Origin of the sequence: Haloparvum sedimenti, from assembly GCF_001462205.1 — an archaeon.
In the GTDB taxonomy this organism is placed as follows: domain Archaea; phylum Halobacteriota; class Halobacteria; order Halobacteriales; family Haloferacaceae; genus Haloparvum; species Haloparvum sedimenti.
Window position 1 is genome coordinate 163,472 of sequence record NZ_LKIR01000135.1, and the last position, 13,908, is coordinate 177,379.

Here is a 13,908-nt window from a genome sequence, read left to right on the forward strand (position 1 = left end):
GGTCGGTCACACCCGCTCTGCGGGCGCGACCGAGGTGAACGTACCGGCCGCCGACTCCGAACCGTTCAACATCCGGCGGGTGAACGTGCGGGTATGGGAAGCCCGCTGGAGACGCCGAAAGAGCAGGCCGAGGAGGTCATCGACCGGCTCTACGAGGAGTACCCGGACTCGACCATCTCGCTCAACTACTCGAACCGGCTGGAGCTGCTCATCGCCGTGATCCTCTCGGCGCAGTGCACCGACGAGCGCGTGAACGCGGTGTGTGCGGACCTGTTCGAGAAGTACGAGACGCCCGAGGACTACGCCGAGGCCGACCAGGAGGAGCTCGCCGCGGACATCGACTCCATCACCTACTACAACAACAAGGCGAAGTACATCCGGTCGGCCTGCCGGGACATCGCCGAGGAGCACGACGGCGAGGTGCCGGACACGATGGACGAGCTGACCGACCTGATGGGCGTCGGCCGCAAGACCGCCAACGTCGTCCTCCAGCACGGTCACGACGTGGTCGAGGGGATCGTCGTCGACACGCACGTCCAGCGCATCTCGCGCCGGCTCGCGATTGTGGAAGAAGAGCGCCCCGAGGCGATAGAGCAGGAACTGCTGGAGATCGTTCCCGAGGCACACTGGCAGCAGTACACGCACCTCCTGATCGACCACGGGCGCGCGGTCTGTACCGCCCGGAACCCCGACTGCGGCGACTGCGTGCTGGCCGACATCTGTCCCTCCTCGAAACTCGACGCGGACGTGGACCTGGCCTCCGGCGAGGCGTGGTAGGGGACGGCCCGTTCTGTCTCCGCAGCCGACCGCCCTTCAGATAAGGACGCCCGCCTGCAGGGCCACGATCAGCACGGTCAGAAGCGGGATCGAGAGAAGCGTCGTCACCAGCACGACCGTCGAGACGTACTCCGGGACCGTGATCCCGTCGAGGTCCCGGTTCCCCGCGAACTCCGCGACGAGGATGACGGGCGTGATCGCCGCGGGCATCGCGGTCTCCAGCACGAACACGCGCGCCACCGTGGGGTCGGAGAAGCCGACGAGATGTGCGACCGCCAGCCCGACCGCGGGCGCGACGAGGAGCTTGAGCGCGGCTCCGGTCCCGGCCTTCGAGACCGCGGCCGCGTAGTCGGTCCGCGCGAGCTGGAGGCCGAGGACGATCAGCATTACGGGGATCGCGGAGTCGCCGACCAACCCGACGGCCTCCATCGAGGCGGCCTCCGCGGGCGGGACGACGCCGGCCGCCCGCGCGAGGAGCGCGCCCGCGACCGCGTACACCAGCGGGAGCCGGACGACGCGCTTGACGCCGTCGAGTCCCGACGCGCCGCCCGACCGGGAGGCGACGTAGACGCCCACGGTGTACATCAGCACCGCCTGCACCGAGAGGAACAGCACCGCGGTGCTGCGCCCCGTCTCGCCGAACGCAAAGTTCGAGACGGGGATGCCGAGGTTCCCCGAGTTCGAGAAGACGGCGACGAGCAGCAGCGCGCTCAGGAGCGGTTCCTCGGTCCCGCTGAGTCGCCCGACTCCCTCCGCGACGGCCGCCATCGCGAGCGTGAACGCGACGACGCCGACCGCCACCCGGGCGAGCGTTCCCGCCGCGAGCGTCGAGGTGGCGAGGCTGTGGAACACCAGCGCGGGTGCGAGCACGTACACCGTCACGGTGTTGAGTGGCCCCGGCTCGACGTTCCTGGCGCGCCCCAACAGAAATCCGGCCGCGGCGATGGCGACAACCGGGAGGACCGCGGACGCGAACACTCCGAGGAGCGCGTTCACGAGTGGTCACCTGGGCCCGCCTTGTCTCCGGCGCCTTTCCCGGCCCCTTTCGCCGCCTCGTACCGCTCCCGGATCCGGGCGACGAGCGCGCGCCCGGCGTCGGTCCGGAGCCGCGGTTCGGCGGTCGCGAAGAACTCGTCGAGGTCGTCGTAGGCCGCGAACGCGTCCGGCTCGCCCGCCGCTGGGTCGTACCGCTCCGCGCGCTCGTACGCGAGCGCCTGCAGACACAGGTCGATCAGGTCGCACTCCTTGACCAGCCGCGCCGCCGGCGTCTCGCGGGCCTCGTACGCCTCCCACGCCGCCCGGACGCGGTCGGGGAGCGGTCCCGCGAGGTCGCCCATCGCCGCGCGCTCCGCGGCCTCCTTCTCCTCGGGGCTCGGCGACTCCGACGCGGCCGCGGGGTCGGCGCGGGTGGCCACGTCGCCGGTCTCCGCCTCCGCGGCGTCGTGGACGACCGCCAGCCGGAGCGCCTCGTCGAGGAGCGGCTCCGTCGGATCGTCGGGGGCCAGTTCGGCGGCCAGCCGGTCCCCGATCGCGAGCACGAGGTAGGCGACGCCCCACGAGTGGGCCGCGACGGTCTCGGGCTCCGCGACCCCCCTGAGCTGCCAGCCCGTACGCCGCTCGTCCTTCAGGTCGTAGGTTTCGATCAGGGCGTCGATGGCGTCGTCGTCGTCGGCTTCGGGCATCTCGCCGGCGTCGCTGCCCCCTCCGCGGTCAGTCACGACCGGAGCTCCGCGGCCGGGATCACTCCGCGAGCGCCCACTCGTCGGGCCCCCGCGATTCGATGACCTCGCGGCGCTCCATCTCCGCGAGCACCTCCGTCAGCCGGTCGGGCTGGGCAATCTCCATCTCAATGCGGTCGACGCTGTGGTACTCCGCGAGGTAGTGGCGGACCGCCTCCCGGTCGAACGTCTCGTCGTCCGCGCGCTCCATGACGCCCGCGATGAGGTCGATCATGTCCTCGATGAAGTTCCACGGGTAGACGATCCACGCCCACTCCTCGAGGCGCTCGCCGACGAAGTCGGGGTCGAACTCCGAGGTCTGGAGCAGCTGGAGCGTCGCGGTGCGGACCTCCCCGGCGTTGCGCTCCTCGACGTACTCCTGTGCCCGGCGGATCGAGCCGCCGGTGTCCGCGATGTCGTCGATGATCAGCACGTCCTTCCCCTCGACGCTCCCCTCCGGCATCGGATAGCGGACGGTGGGCTCGTCGCTCTTCTCGGCGGCGCCCACGTAGTGTTCCATCTTCAGGCTCGTCAGGTCGTCCAGCCCGAGGAAGTCGCAGGTGCACCGCCCCGCGAACCAGCCGCCTCGCGCGAGCGCGACGACCACGTCCGGCTCGAACTCGGCACGCTTCACCTGGTCGGAGACCGTCCGGCAGAGGCCGTAAATGTACTCCCAGTTGGTGATCGTGCAGTTGAAGTCGTCCGGGAGGTCGCTCATGTCGCGTGGAGATGGCGCCCCCGCGCTGATAAGGATTTTTAGAGCGTCCGCGGCCGGCGCTCGGCCGCCTCGCCGACTCTCGGACCCCCGGCGCCGGCTTCCGCCGCCGCAACCGCAAAGGGCGACGAGCGCGTGGTCCGCCCGTGAGAGACACGGACGACGCCCCCGAGTCGGACATGGTGGCCGACGCGGCGGCGGACCCGGAGTTCGAGCAGTTCGCTCACGAGCGCCATCTCGAGCGCGCCTGCGAGCTGGCGGAGGCGGCCGCCGCCCGCGGCGACGAGCCGTTCGGCACGGTGCTCGTCCGGGACGACGAGGTCGTCGCGGAGGCGAAAAACCGCGTCGTCACCGACGATGACGTCCGCGGTCACCCCGAACTCGACCTCGCGGCCGAGGCCGTCCGCGCGTTCACACCCGACGAGCGCGCGCGGACGGTCATGTACACCAGCACCGAGCCGTGTCCGATGTGCTCGGGCGGGCTCCGCTACGCGGGGCTCGGCCGCGTCGTCTACAGCGTCGGCTCGGACGAGGTCGCGGCGTTCACCGGCCGCGGCGAGCCCACGGTGCGCTCGGCGGAGATCCTCGACGGTGTCACCGAGGTCGTCGGCCCGGTCGCCAACGACCGCGGTCGGCGCGTCCACGAGGCCTACGGCTGGAACGAGGAGTGATGCCGCCGGGACCGCGGGGACCGGCTCGGGCGTCCGCTCTCGGACCGACTCAGACCTGAAAATTCGGCCGACTCAGGCAGTATGGGGTGCGAGTCGCAAAGTCGGGGGTTTTTCAGTCCGGGACGCATCCGTTCGACCATGCAGGGTAGCATGCCGCCCGAAGCGCAGGAGAAGATCGAGGAGCTACAGGATCTGCAGGAGACCGCTCAGGAGGTCGCCCAGCAGAAAGAGCAGTCCCAGACCGCGCTCAACGACTCCAAGACGGCGCTGAACGCGCTCGAGGACATCGACGAGGACGCCACGATGTACCGCGAGGTCGGCGACATCCTCGTCGAGACGGACTACGACTCGGCCTACGACGACCTCGAGGAGAAGGTCGACTCGCTGGAAGTCCGCGTCGAGCAGCTCACGAAGCAGGAGGACCGCGTGCAGGAGCAGTTCGAGAGCCTCCAGGAGGAGCTGCAGGAGATGCTGCAGGGCGGCGCCGGCGGCGGCCCGATGGGTCCGGGCGGTCCGGGCGCGGGCGCGTAGATGGCGACCGACGATCCGACCGACGTATCGGGCGGTGACCCGAGCGACGACCCGACCGACGAGGAGGTCGTCACGACCGCGGCGGCGGCCGCCGAGGGCGTCGTCTTCAAACACTACGACCAGTCCGCGGTGACGGACCTCGACGTGACCGTCACCTTCGAGGACGGCGTCCTCGACGTGGACGTCTATCTCAACGCGCCGGACGAGGAACACGACCCCGACGCGGTCGCGCAGGAAGCCGTCGAGGCGGCGACCGACGCCGTCGACGAGCTCTTCGACGCCTGACCGCGGTCGGGGCGGTCTCCGGTCGCGTTTTCCGACGTACAACCCGCAGCGGTACGCTTTTGTCTTTCCCTTGTGTAGTGTTACCGCATGTCAGTACTGGGTCGCGGAACGACGGCGCTCGACAGGCTGCGGGACCGCTACGACCGCGAGCCGTACGTCTGTCGGGAGTGCGGCCACCGGGACGAGTCGTCCGGCTGGGAGGCGGTCACCACCGGAACGCGAGTCGTCTATCGGCGCGAGTGCGAGAGCTGCGGCGCGCGCACGGTTCGGGCGTGTCGGCTCGGACCGGGCGACGCCCGGTAGCCCGGTACCCCGGCAGTCAGGCGAACAGGAACAGCAGCAGGCTCACCGCGAGCGCACACAGCACCACGGCGGCCAGGAGCGCCGCGCCCAGCGACAGCGCCGCGTTCGCCTGCGAGGCCAGCGTCTCCGTGCGGTCGTTGCCGAACACGGTGACGGTCACCCGCTCCGTTGCGGTGCCGACCGCGACCGGCTCCAGGTCCGCATGCGCTGCGGCGGCCGTCTCGACGACGGCGTCAGTCAGCGCCGCCTCGTCGACGGCGTCCCCGACCCGGTTGTCCGCCTGCCCGACGTTGACCGCGTGCGTGTCCGAGGTCAGCACCTCCGCGTGGTCCACGCCGGTTTCGGCGGTCACCGCATCGAGCAGTCGCTCGCGGACGCCCGGCACCATGTTGTTGCCGTCGACCAGCACGTACGCGGCCTCGCGGCCGTCCACCCGGGTTATCGCGACCCGGAGTCCGAGAGGGCCGATCCCCTCCTCGCGCTCCCAGTCGGTCGGCTCGTGGGCGACTCCGAGCTCCAGCGGGCCGCTTGCGGCGTCCGACAGCGCTTCGCCCGCGAGCGCGGCGGCGCCGTAGAGGTCGTACGACCGCGGCGACCCGGGCGTGACGTGGCCGAGGTCGCCGTCCTCCGCGGCGTCGAGGCCGGCGTGGCAGTTGTGCGCGTCCGCCAACAGCACGTCCTCGACCCCGCTCCGGCGGAGCTCGGCGGCCGCGGACTGGCCGACGCCGAACGCCACGTCGTCGGCCGACTCCGGCGCGAACGTGGCGGCGGCGAACGCGCCGTTTCCGAACCGCTGGGCGAGCGTGTGCGCCGTGCCGACCTCGCCGGTCACGGGAACGCTCGCCTCGCGGCCGTACTCCATCCGGTCGAGCGCGCGGTCGGCGGCGTCGAGGATGCGGCCGACCTCCCGCTCCGAGACGAGGTTGAAGTCGTGGCCGGCGGTGGCGTGGGGCGCGAACGCGAGCCCCTCCGCGCGCTCGGCGATGCGCTGCGGGAGGTTGCCCCCGCCGACCTCCCCCATCGGACCGGGGTGGACCATCGGGAGGACGACCCGCGCCTTCTCCGGACCCGACGCGGCGTCCGCGCCCTCCTCGCCAGTTCCGTCGCCGTCACCGTCGCCGTCTCCGCCGTCTCCGCCGTCGGTCGCGGTCGTCCTCTCTTCCGGGAGCCGTCGGAACGACGCGACGGAGACGGGGACGATCGCCTCCTCGCCGAGCTTCTCGAAGAACTGCTCGAGCTCGCGGGAGCCCTCGGCGACGTGGCCGACGAAGCCGCGGACGAAGTCCAGCACGGAGACGCCGAGGCTTCGCCGCCACGGTCGGTCGATGCCCACGAGGAACGCCCAGACCGCGGCCGCGTACACCGCCGACAGCGCGACCAACAGCAGGAAGTGGTCGACGGTGACCGCCTGCAGCGCCGGCGGCCCGGACTCCCCGCGGGCGAGCCAGCCGACGTACGCCTCCAGCGGCGCGTCGCCGACCACGAGCAGGCGGATCGTCCCGCTGTAGACGAACGCGAGCACCGCGGCGGCACCCGGCTGGATCCCCGCCGAAAGACACGCGCGGGGGACCGAGACGCGCGAGATGCCGAGGATGACGAACAGCCGGAGGGCGAAGATGGAGGCCAGCGCCACCACGAGAACGTCGAGGACGAGTCCGTGGGCGAACCCGAAGACGAACGCGACGAGGCCGGCGCTCACGAGCGCCGTGACGACGATGACCTCGCAGGCCAGCGCCAGGAGCGCCGAGCGGTTGAACGTGAGTCGGCCTCCCATCGCCCGGTCGACCGGGGTCGTGCCGAGCGCCGCGAGGACGGTGGGGAACCCGATGAACACGAGCCCCTGCCACGCGTCGTGGCCCACGAGCAGGACGCGGAACTCGGCTTCCATCGTGGCGCCGGCGTCGAACACCGCGACGCCCGCGAGCCCGGACAGAAGCACCGCGAACGCGAGGCTCCGGTGCCAGCGGGGGGCGGCGAAGATGAATCGGGACAGGGCGGCGAGCCGGCCCTGGGAGGCGGTCATCGGTCAAACCGTGGCCGGGGCGACTCAAAAATCCGCCGTTGCGGTGACGCGGTCGCCTTACGCGTCCTCACAGACCGCGACGAAGTTCTCGAACACTTCCTCGCCCTCGGCGGTGTGGGCCACCTCGGGGTGCCACTGGACGCCGTAGAGGTTCTCCGCGACGTTCGCGATCGCCTCCACCTCGCAGACGTCCGAGCGCGCGGTCCGGGTGAACCCCTCCGGCACCTCGGTCACCTCGTCGGCGTGGGAGGCCCACACCCGCGTCTCGGGCGCGAGCGATCCCACGAGGGGGTCGTCCGGCTCCGTGATCTCCACGTCCACGTCCGCGTAGCCGCCGTAGTCACCCTCGCCGACGCGGCCGCCGCGCTCGACGGCCATGATCTGCATGCCGAGACAGATCCCGAACACGGGGACGTCGAGGTCGAGGTAGTCGGGGGAGTTGCCGATGCGGTCGATGTCGGGACCGCCCGAGAGCACGATGCCGTCGGCGTCGATCTCCGCGGGCGGCGTGTCGTTGTCGATCAGTTCGGTGTCCACGCCCATGTCCCGGAGGGCGCGCCGCTCCAGGTGGGTGAACTGGCCGTGGTTGTCGACCACGACGATTCTGGTCATGTCCCGGGTAGGCGCGTCGGTCACAAAAACCGCTCGGAACGGGGCGCAGGTTCGTGCGGTTCGAATCCGTTCTGCACGAGAAACTGTACAAAATTATGGATCGGTGTGGTGTGGTTCGACCGCCGCTAGCTGTGGATCCCCATCGCCTCGATCTGTTCCTGATACCGGTTGCGGATGGTGACCTCGGTCACCTGCGCCACGTCGGCGACCTCGCGTTGGGTCTTCTTCTCGTTACACAGAAGCGATGCGGCGTAGATCGCGGCCGCGGCGTAGCCGGTGGGTGACTTCCCCGAGAGCAGGCCCTTCTCGGCGGTCGTCTCGATTATCTCGTTGGCCTTCGCCTGCACCTCTTCGGAGAGCTCCAGCTCCGAGGAGAAGCGGGGGACGTACTTCTTCGGGTCGACCGGCTTCATCTCCAGCCCGAGCTCCTGGGAGATGTAGCGGTAGGTGCGACCGATCTCCTTGCGCTCCACGCGCGAGACGTCGGAGATCTCCTCCAGCGAGCGTGGGATCCCCTCCTTGCGACAGGCGGCGTAGAGCGCGGCGGTCGAGACGCCCTCGATCGAGCGGCCGCGGATCAGGTCCTCCGAGAGCGCGCGTCGATAGATGACCGATGCGACCTCGCGAACCGACCGGGGAACGCCCAGCGCCGACGCCATCCGGTCGATCTCCGAGAGCGCGAACTGGAGGTTCCGCTCGCCCGCGTCCTTCGTCCGGATGCGCTCCTGCCACTTCCGCAGCCGGTGCATCTGCGACCGCTTCTTCGAGGAGATCGAGCGGCCGTAGGCGTCCTTGTCCTTCCAGTCGATCGTCGTCGTCAGCCCCTTGTCGTGCATCGTCTGCGTGGTGGGGGCGCCCACGCGGGACTTCGACTGCCGCTCGGAGTGGTTGAACGCCCGCCACTCCGGACCGGGGTCGATCTGCTCCTCCTCCACGATCAGCCCCGTCTCCTCGTGGATCAACTCGCCGTCGGCCGTCCGCGTCAGCTCCTCCGGATCGAGTTCGTCGACGTCGATCTCCCCGTCCTCGACGTTCTCGTCTTCGTCCTCCTGCCCCGTGCGCTGCCGGTCGTACTCCCGCTGGCGAGTGGGCCCTGTCATCGCATTTATATAGTAATCTCCCGCGTACTGATAAAGGTTTTCGGTGAATGTCGGCGCCACAACAGGACCGGGCGCGACCGGGGAGCCTTTGTTTCGGCGCCGCGGAGCCTCACTGGATGCCGACTATCGAGTGCGATCCCGCCGCCGCGCGCGATCGACTGGCGACCGCGGGCGTCGAGGTTCGGCCGGGCAACACCGACCACGAGCGCTGGCGGGCCGAGCGCGACGGGGCGACGGCGGTCGCCTACGACGACAAGGTGGTCGTGCAGGGGAGCGACCCGACGCGGCTCACCCTCCTTTTAACCGAGGGCGGCGGGCGCGCCCACGTCTACTTCGACGGCGCCAGCCGGGGGAACCCCGGCCCGGCCGCGGTCGGCTGGTGTCTGGTCACGAGCGACGGGATCGTCGCTGAGGGCGGCGAGCGCGTCGGGCGCGCGACGAACAATCAGGCCGAGTACGCGGCGCTGATCCGGGCGCTGGAGGCCGCACGCGACTACGGCTTCGAGGAGGTGGACGTGCGCGGCGACTCGGAGCTGATCGTCAAGCAGGTCCGCGGCGAGTGGAACGCCAACGACCCGACGCTGCGCGAGAAGCGCGTGCGGGTCCGCGAACTGCTCGACGCGTTCGACCGCTGGTCGCTGGCGCACGTTCCGCGGGACATAAACGAGCGCGCCGACGAGTTGGCCAACGAGGCCCTCGATGAGCGACAGTGACCCCCGACCGGACGAGGAGGAGCCGCCCGAGTGGGCGAAGGAGCGCGCGCGGGAGATCGCGGCCGCCGAGGACGCGGACGCGGACGAGCCGGCCGAGGAGCCGGGCTCCGACGAGGCCGACGTAACCGACGAGAGCGCCGAGGACGCCGAGCGCGTCCCCGACATCCCCCGCGACGCGGTGACCGAGGCCGAGCGCCTGACCCGGCTCGCCCGCGACGCGGTCGACGACGCCGCCGCGGCCGCCTACCGCGAGCGACGTGACGAGCTCGTCGCCGCTCACGACTACGAGCCCCGGATCCGCGAGGAGGACGACACGCTCGTCCTCTACCCGGCCGAGTGGGTCGAGGACGGGACGGTCCAGTTCGACCGCATCGAGGACACCGACCGCGGCGTCGAGGTGTCGCTGTCCGGACCCGGCGACGCGGAGCGCTACGAGGAGGTGGCGAGCCACAACGACGCGGTCGCCGACCGCATCGAGCGCGAGCACGGCGCCGCCCACGCCGCGAACGTCCGCGCGTTCGGGGCGTTCATGGCGAATCACTACGTGAAGGAACTCGACCGCGCCACCCCCGACGAGCGCGCGGAGTTCCTCGAGGAGTACTACCCGAGGAACGTCTGGCCGGACGAGGAGCAGCGCGCGGTCGTCGAGGAGTCGCTGACGCTGGTCGACGACGCGCTCTCGGAGTAGCCCGCCCGAATCGCGGTTCGTGGCTCGCCGGGATGACCGGGAGCATCGGGACGGCGCCGCCGCTCCGCGGTCGGCTACCGAAGAAGGCCCGCCGTGTGCCAAGCGGGCCGGTCGTCGCCGTTACAGCTGGTCGTCGACGAGGTCGCGGACCGTCTCCGCGCGCTCGTCCTCGGTGACGAACTTCGAGAGGACCCAGTCGAGCCGGCCGACGACCGCCTCGACGCCCTCGTCGGTCAACTCGTACTGATTCGTCCGCTTGTCGAGCTCGCTCTTCTCGACCAACCCGAGGTCCACGAGGTCGTCGAGGTTCGGGTAGAGCCGCCCGTGGTTCACCTCGTCACCGTAGTAGGACTCGAGCTCGCGCTTGATCGCGAGCCCGTACATCGGCTCCTCGGAGAGGATGACCAGGATGTTCTGCTGGAACGCCGTAAGGTCCCTCGACACCTCCGCACCGCCGCTGACAGATTGTGCCTCTGACATGCTTGTGAACATGTCATCCCGATATTTAACGCTTCGCAACGACCACCGAGTTTTATACATCGTCAGCCGACGGTCGGTGACCGAACGTGGTAGCGGACCGCTTCACGCTGCGTATTCTCGGGTTGTATTTTGGACAAATTGGTATTGGCAGATCGTGGTTATCTACGGGAGTGTGGCGTCGATCCGTCGTCGAACGCCGCGGTTGGGCGAACGCGCCGTCGGCGTGCGTCGGCGGTCGACCGGGTCGGTATCGAGCGCACCCGAAAGGACTTTGGCCGTGTTCGGCGGACGGGCGGACGCATGACGAACCTCTGGGAAGACCTCGAGACCGGCGCCGACGCGCCGGAGACGATCAACGCCGTCGTGGAGTGTCTGAAGGGCGAGCGCAACAAGTACGAGTACGACAAGGACATCCCCAGCGTCGTGCTCGACCGCGTCCTCCACTCGAACGTCCACTACCCCTACGACTACGGCTTCATCCCGCAGTCGTACTACGACGACGAGGACCCCTTCGACGTGATGGTGCTCGTCGAGGACGCCACCTTCCCCGGCTGCGTCATCGAGGCCCGTCCGGTCGCGCTGATGAAGATGGACGACGACGGCGAGCAGGACGACAAGGTGATCGCGGTCCCCGAGGAGGACCCCCGCTTCGACCACATCCAGGACCTCGAGGACATCCCGCAGCAGACGCTCGACGAGATCGACGAGTTCTTCGCGACCTACAAGAACCTCGAGGCCGGCAAGGAAGTCGAAACGCTCGGATGGGAGGACAAGGCGGCCGCCCACGACGCGATCGAACACGCGCAGGACCTCTACGACGAGCAGTTCGCGTAGTCGGACACCGACCGAGTCGGCCGTTTCGCGTCGCACTCGACTTTTTCTGCGCGATACGCGGACGACCGACGCCGGAAGCACCCCGCTGCGGGGGATAACCCGTGAACATACCCGCCACGCTCGACGATGACTTATGCCCATGGGTAATTATTAGGGCGTCCGGCGGTGAGGATCGAACACGATGGCCGCACGCAACCGCTCCACGATCGGCATGAACCACCCGACGGTCGTTCCGACCAACTTCGGGGAGGACGACCGCGACGCCGGCCGCGACGAGGCGCGCGACGACGCGTAGCGATCAGGCGTTCGCGAGGAACGATTCCGCCGGGACCTCCCCGCCGACCGCCCGGACCGCGGCCGCGGCGTACAGGTCCGCGACCGGCACCGGCGGCCGCTCGCCGTGGTGTCTGATGTGGCCGGCGAGGTGCCGGCACAGCTCCTCGACGGCCGCGCCGCCGGCGATCCCATCGACCTCGCGGAGTCCTCGATCGTACTCCTCCCGGAGCCGCTCGTACCCCTCTTCTCCGACGTGTTTGGCGTTCGCCTCGTCGATCTCGCGGAGCGCAGTCTCCACGTCCATGTCGCGGACCGGGAGCGGCAGCCGGATAAGTCGGACGGCCGTGGCGACGCGACGCCCCGGTGAGCCACTGTCAACCGCCACCGGTCGCGGCAGATATCGCACATCGGCGAAAGTGCTACTCGCGGGCGAGTGAGCTTTCCTACGGCCGGAACCGGGTCGGAAGCTTCATACGTCGGCTCGCGGATTCCCCACCACAGGCAATGGCTGTACTCTCCCTGGACGACGTGGACGCCGACGACCTGGGGACGGTCGGCGGCAAGGCGGCTTCGCTCGGCGAACTCACCGGCGCAGGGCTCCCGGTGCCGCCGGGGTTCGTCGTGACGGCGGGGACGTACCGCACCTTCATCGAGGAGGCGGAGATCGACGAGGAACTGTTCGCGGCCGTCGACGTGGACCCCGAGGACTCCGCGGCGCTGCGCGAGGCGGAGGAGCGGGCCCGCGAGCTGATCCTCGGCACCGAACTCCCGGCCCCCGTTCGCGAAGGGATCCTCGACGCCTATCGCGGCATGGGCGAGGAGGGCGAGCAGGCGTTCGTCGCCGTGCGCTCCTCGGCGACTGCCGAGGACCTGCCCGACGCCTCCTTCGCCGGCCAGCAGGAGACGTTCCTCAACGTCCGCGAGGACGCGCTGATCGACCGCGTCAAGGAGTGCTGGGCGTCGCTTTTCACCCAGCGGGCGATCTACTACCGCCAGCAGCAGGGATTCCCGCACGACGAGGTGGACATCGCGGTCGTCGTCCAGCGCATGGTCGACGCCGAGAAGTCGGGCGTGATGTTCACAAGCCACCCGTCCTCCGGCGATCCCCGGATCATCATCGAGGCGGCGTGGGGGCTCGGCGAGGCGGTCGTCTCCGGCTCCGTCTCCCCGGACAACTACGTCTACGACTGCGAGACCGAGCGGCTCGACGAGGTGACCGTCGCGGACAAGAAGATCGAGATGGTGAAGGACCCGGAGACGGGCGAGACCACCACGCGCGACATCGGGGACGACCGCCGTGAGAAGCGCGTCCTCTCCGACGAGGAGATCGAGCGGCTCGTCGCCCTCGGCGAGCGCGTCGAGGATCACTACGGCGACCCACAGGACGTGGAGTGGGCGATCGTCGGCGACGAGGTCTTCATGCTCCAGTCCCGGCCGATCACGACGATCCCGGACGCCGACGAGGCCGACGAGAGCGGGAGCTACGGAACCGTCGACGCGGACGGCGGCGACGAGCCGGACGTGCTGATCCAGGGGCTCGGCGCGAGCCCGGGGATCGTCTCCGGCGCCGTCCGGATCGTGACGAAGCTCGACCACCTCGACAGCGTTCAGGAGGGGGACATCCTCGTCACCGAGATGACCATGCCGGACATGGTCCCCGCGATGAAACGCGCGTCCGGCATCATCACCGATGAGGGCGGCATGACGAGCCACGCCGCCATCGTCTCGCGCGAGCTCGGGGTCCCCGCAGTCGTCGGCACCGGGACCGGGACCCGAGAGCTGGAGAACGGGCAGCTGGTCACAATCGACGGCGACAAGGGGACGGTCCGACGGGGAGCGGACGACGAGGCCGAGTCCGCCGAGGAGTTCGAGCCGGTCGAGGAGGCCCGGCCGCAGACCCCCGTCAAGCCGATGACGGCCACGGAGGTGAAGGTGAACGTCTCCATCCCGGAGGCCGCCGAGCGCGCGGCCGCGACCGGCGCGGACGGCGTCGGCCTCCTCCGGATCGAACACATGGTCCTCACGCTGGGGAAGACGCCCGCGGAGTTCATCGACGCCCACGGCGAGCGCGCCTACCAGAACGAGCTGATCGACGGCATCCGCGGGGTCGCCGAGGAGTTCTACCCGCGGCCGGTGCGCGTCCGCACCATCGACGCGCCCACCGACGAGTTCCGGGAGCTGG

General features: G+C 70.0%; 17 protein-coding genes. 9 read left to right on the forward strand and 8 right to left on the reverse strand.

What is annotated here, in order from left to right; translation table 11 throughout:
* Positions 1 to 93: 93 nt before the first annotated feature.
* Positions 94 to 777, forward strand: coding sequence for an endonuclease III (nth, locus tag AN233_RS12790; RefSeq protein WP_058367161.1), 684 nt, complete (start codon positions 94 to 96; stop codon positions 775 to 777).
* Positions 778 to 813: 36 nt separating this feature from the next.
* Here nth and AN233_RS12795 read toward each other — a convergent pair whose 3' ends face one another.
* The 3 genes from AN233_RS12795 to AN233_RS12805 are packed head-to-tail and all read right to left on the reverse strand — an operon-like array spanning position 814 to position 3,213.
* Positions 814 to 1,773, reverse strand: coding sequence for an AEC family transporter (locus tag AN233_RS12795; protein ID WP_058367162.1), 960 nt, complete (start codon positions 1,771 to 1,773; stop codon positions 814 to 816).
* Positions 1,770 to 2,459, reverse strand: coding sequence for an HD domain-containing protein (locus AN233_RS12800; RefSeq protein ID WP_058367163.1), 690 nt, complete (start codon positions 2,457 to 2,459; stop codon positions 1,770 to 1,772). The genes AN233_RS12795 and AN233_RS12800 overlap by 4 nt, the downstream gene beginning before the upstream one ends.
* A 58-nt stretch (positions 2,460 to 2,517) precedes the next feature.
* Positions 2,518 to 3,213 carry a phosphoribosyltransferase gene (locus AN233_RS12805; protein ID WP_058367164.1) on the reverse strand — a complete coding sequence of 232 codons (696 nt, stop codon included), beginning with the start codon at positions 3,211 to 3,213 and terminating at the stop codon, positions 2,518 to 2,520.
* Positions 3,214 to 3,389: 176 nt separating this feature from the next.
* Between AN233_RS12805 and AN233_RS12810 the strand changes: the two genes are divergently transcribed.
* The 4 genes from AN233_RS12810 (at position 3,390) to AN233_RS12825 (ending at position 5,000) form a co-directional block, all read left to right on the forward strand.
* On the forward strand, positions 3,390 to 3,881 hold the full coding sequence (locus AN233_RS12810; RefSeq protein WP_058367320.1) for a nucleoside deaminase: 492 nt from the start codon (positions 3,390 to 3,392) through the stop codon (positions 3,879 to 3,881).
* A 150-nt stretch (positions 3,882 to 4,031) separates the two neighbouring features.
* Positions 4,032 to 4,412, forward strand: coding sequence for a prefoldin subunit beta (locus AN233_RS12815; protein ID WP_058367321.1), 381 nt, complete (start codon positions 4,032 to 4,034; stop codon positions 4,410 to 4,412).
* On the forward strand, positions 4,413 to 4,697 hold the full coding sequence (locus tag AN233_RS12820) for a DUF3194 domain-containing protein (RefSeq protein WP_058367165.1): 285 nt from the start codon (positions 4,413 to 4,415) through the stop codon (positions 4,695 to 4,697).
* Between the two features lie 87 nt (positions 4,698 to 4,784).
* Entirely contained in the window at positions 4,785 to 5,000 is a 216-nt protein-coding gene (locus AN233_RS12825) for an HVO_0649 family zinc finger protein (RefSeq protein WP_058367166.1), read from the forward strand.
* Positions 5,001 to 5,016: 16 nt separating this feature from the next.
* Here the strand turns inward: AN233_RS12825 and AN233_RS12830 are convergent, their stop codons facing one another.
* The 3 genes from AN233_RS12830 to AN233_RS12840 all read right to left on the reverse strand — a co-directional run bounded on the left by AN233_RS12830 (position 5,017) and on the right by AN233_RS12840 (position 8,735).
* Entirely contained in the window at positions 5,017 to 7,023 is a 2,007-nt protein-coding gene (locus tag AN233_RS12830; protein ID WP_058367167.1) for a DUF2070 family protein, read from the reverse strand.
* A gap of 57 nt (positions 7,024 to 7,080) precedes the next feature.
* Positions 7,081 to 7,635, reverse strand: coding sequence for a GMP synthase subunit A (locus tag AN233_RS12835; RefSeq protein WP_058367168.1), 555 nt, complete (start codon positions 7,633 to 7,635; stop codon positions 7,081 to 7,083).
* 125 nt (positions 7,636 to 7,760) lie between these two features.
* Positions 7,761 to 8,735: a transcription initiation factor IIB gene (locus tag AN233_RS12840; protein WP_058367169.1), complete on the reverse strand. Its 975-nt coding sequence runs from the start codon at positions 8,733 to 8,735 to the stop codon at positions 7,761 to 7,763.
* Positions 8,736 to 8,851: 116 nt separating this feature from the next.
* Between AN233_RS12840 and rnhA the strand changes: the two genes are divergently transcribed.
* On the forward strand, positions 8,852 to 9,448 hold the full coding sequence (rnhA, locus tag AN233_RS12845) for a ribonuclease HI (protein WP_058367170.1): 597 nt from the start codon (positions 8,852 to 8,854) through the stop codon (positions 9,446 to 9,448).
* Positions 9,435 to 10,136: a DUF7108 domain-containing protein gene (locus AN233_RS12850; RefSeq protein ID WP_058367171.1), complete on the forward strand. Its 702-nt coding sequence runs from the start codon at positions 9,435 to 9,437 to the stop codon at positions 10,134 to 10,136. Before rnhA ends, AN233_RS12850 begins: the two co-directional genes overlap by 14 nt.
* Positions 10,137 to 10,256: 120 nt before the next feature.
* Here AN233_RS12850 and AN233_RS12855 read toward each other — a convergent pair whose 3' ends face one another.
* On the reverse strand, positions 10,257 to 10,616 hold the full coding sequence (locus AN233_RS12855; protein WP_058367172.1) for a PadR family transcriptional regulator: 360 nt from the start codon (positions 10,614 to 10,616) through the stop codon (positions 10,257 to 10,259).
* A gap of 300 nt (positions 10,617 to 10,916) precedes the next feature.
* Between AN233_RS12855 and AN233_RS12860 the strand changes: the two genes are divergently transcribed.
* A complete protein-coding gene (locus AN233_RS12860) occupies positions 10,917 to 11,450 on the forward strand; it encodes an inorganic diphosphatase (RefSeq protein WP_058367173.1) in 534 nt (177 codons plus the stop codon).
* A gap of 298 nt (positions 11,451 to 11,748) precedes the next feature.
* Here the strand turns inward: AN233_RS12860 and AN233_RS12865 are convergent, their stop codons facing one another.
* Positions 11,749 to 12,030 carry a hypothetical protein gene (locus AN233_RS12865; protein WP_058367174.1) on the reverse strand — a complete coding sequence of 94 codons (282 nt, stop codon included), beginning with the start codon at positions 12,028 to 12,030 and terminating at the stop codon, positions 11,749 to 11,751.
* 200 nt (positions 12,031 to 12,230) lie between these two features.
* Between AN233_RS12865 and ppsA the strand changes: the two genes are divergently transcribed.
* Positions 12,231 to 13,908: phosphoenolpyruvate synthase (ppsA, locus tag AN233_RS12870; RefSeq protein ID WP_058367175.1), on the forward strand; the 1,678-nt coding region annotated here is incomplete at its 3' end.

Bases quoted from the DNA above. Each gene is read 5' to 3' on its own strand.
- AN233_RS12825 (WP_058367166.1), top strand. From the start codon at position 4,785: ATGTCAGTACTGGGTCGCGGAACGACGGCGCTCGACAGGCTGCGGGAC.
- AN233_RS12865 (WP_058367174.1), bottom strand. From the start codon at position 12,030: ATGGACGTGGAGACTGCGCTCCGCGAGATCGACGAGGCGAACGCCAAA.
- nth (WP_058367161.1), top strand. From the start codon at position 94: ATGGGAAGCCCGCTGGAGACGCCGAAAGAGCAGGCCGAGGAGGTCATC.
- AN233_RS12805 (WP_058367164.1), bottom strand. From the start codon at position 3,213: ATGAGCGACCTCCCGGACGACTTCAACTGCACGATCACCAACTGGGAG.
- AN233_RS12830 (WP_058367167.1), bottom strand. From the start codon at position 7,023: ATGACCGCCTCCCAGGGCCGGCTCGCCGCCCTGTCCCGATTCATCTTC.
- AN233_RS12855 (WP_058367172.1), bottom strand. From the start codon at position 10,616: ATGTCAGAGGCACAATCTGTCAGCGGCGGTGCGGAGGTGTCGAGGGAC.
- AN233_RS12850 (WP_058367171.1), top strand. From the start codon at position 9,435: ATGAGCGACAGTGACCCCCGACCGGACGAGGAGGAGCCGCCCGAGTGG.
- AN233_RS12840 (WP_058367169.1), bottom strand. From the start codon at position 8,735: ATGACAGGGCCCACTCGCCAGCGGGAGTACGACCGGCAGCGCACGGGG.
- AN233_RS12820 (WP_058367165.1), top strand. From the start codon at position 4,413: ATGGCGACCGACGATCCGACCGACGTATCGGGCGGTGACCCGAGCGAC.
- AN233_RS12815 (WP_058367321.1), top strand. From the start codon at position 4,032: ATGCCGCCCGAAGCGCAGGAGAAGATCGAGGAGCTACAGGATCTGCAG.
- AN233_RS12860 (WP_058367173.1), top strand. From the start codon at position 10,917: ATGACGAACCTCTGGGAAGACCTCGAGACCGGCGCCGACGCGCCGGAG.
- AN233_RS12835 (WP_058367168.1), bottom strand. From the start codon at position 7,635: ATGACCAGAATCGTCGTGGTCGACAACCACGGCCAGTTCACCCACCTG.
- AN233_RS12800 (WP_058367163.1), bottom strand. From the start codon at position 2,459: ATGCCCGAAGCCGACGACGACGACGCCATCGACGCCCTGATCGAAACC.
- AN233_RS12810 (WP_058367320.1), top strand. From the start codon at position 3,390: ATGGTGGCCGACGCGGCGGCGGACCCGGAGTTCGAGCAGTTCGCTCAC.
- rnhA (WP_058367170.1), top strand. From the start codon at position 8,852: ATGCCGACTATCGAGTGCGATCCCGCCGCCGCGCGCGATCGACTGGCG.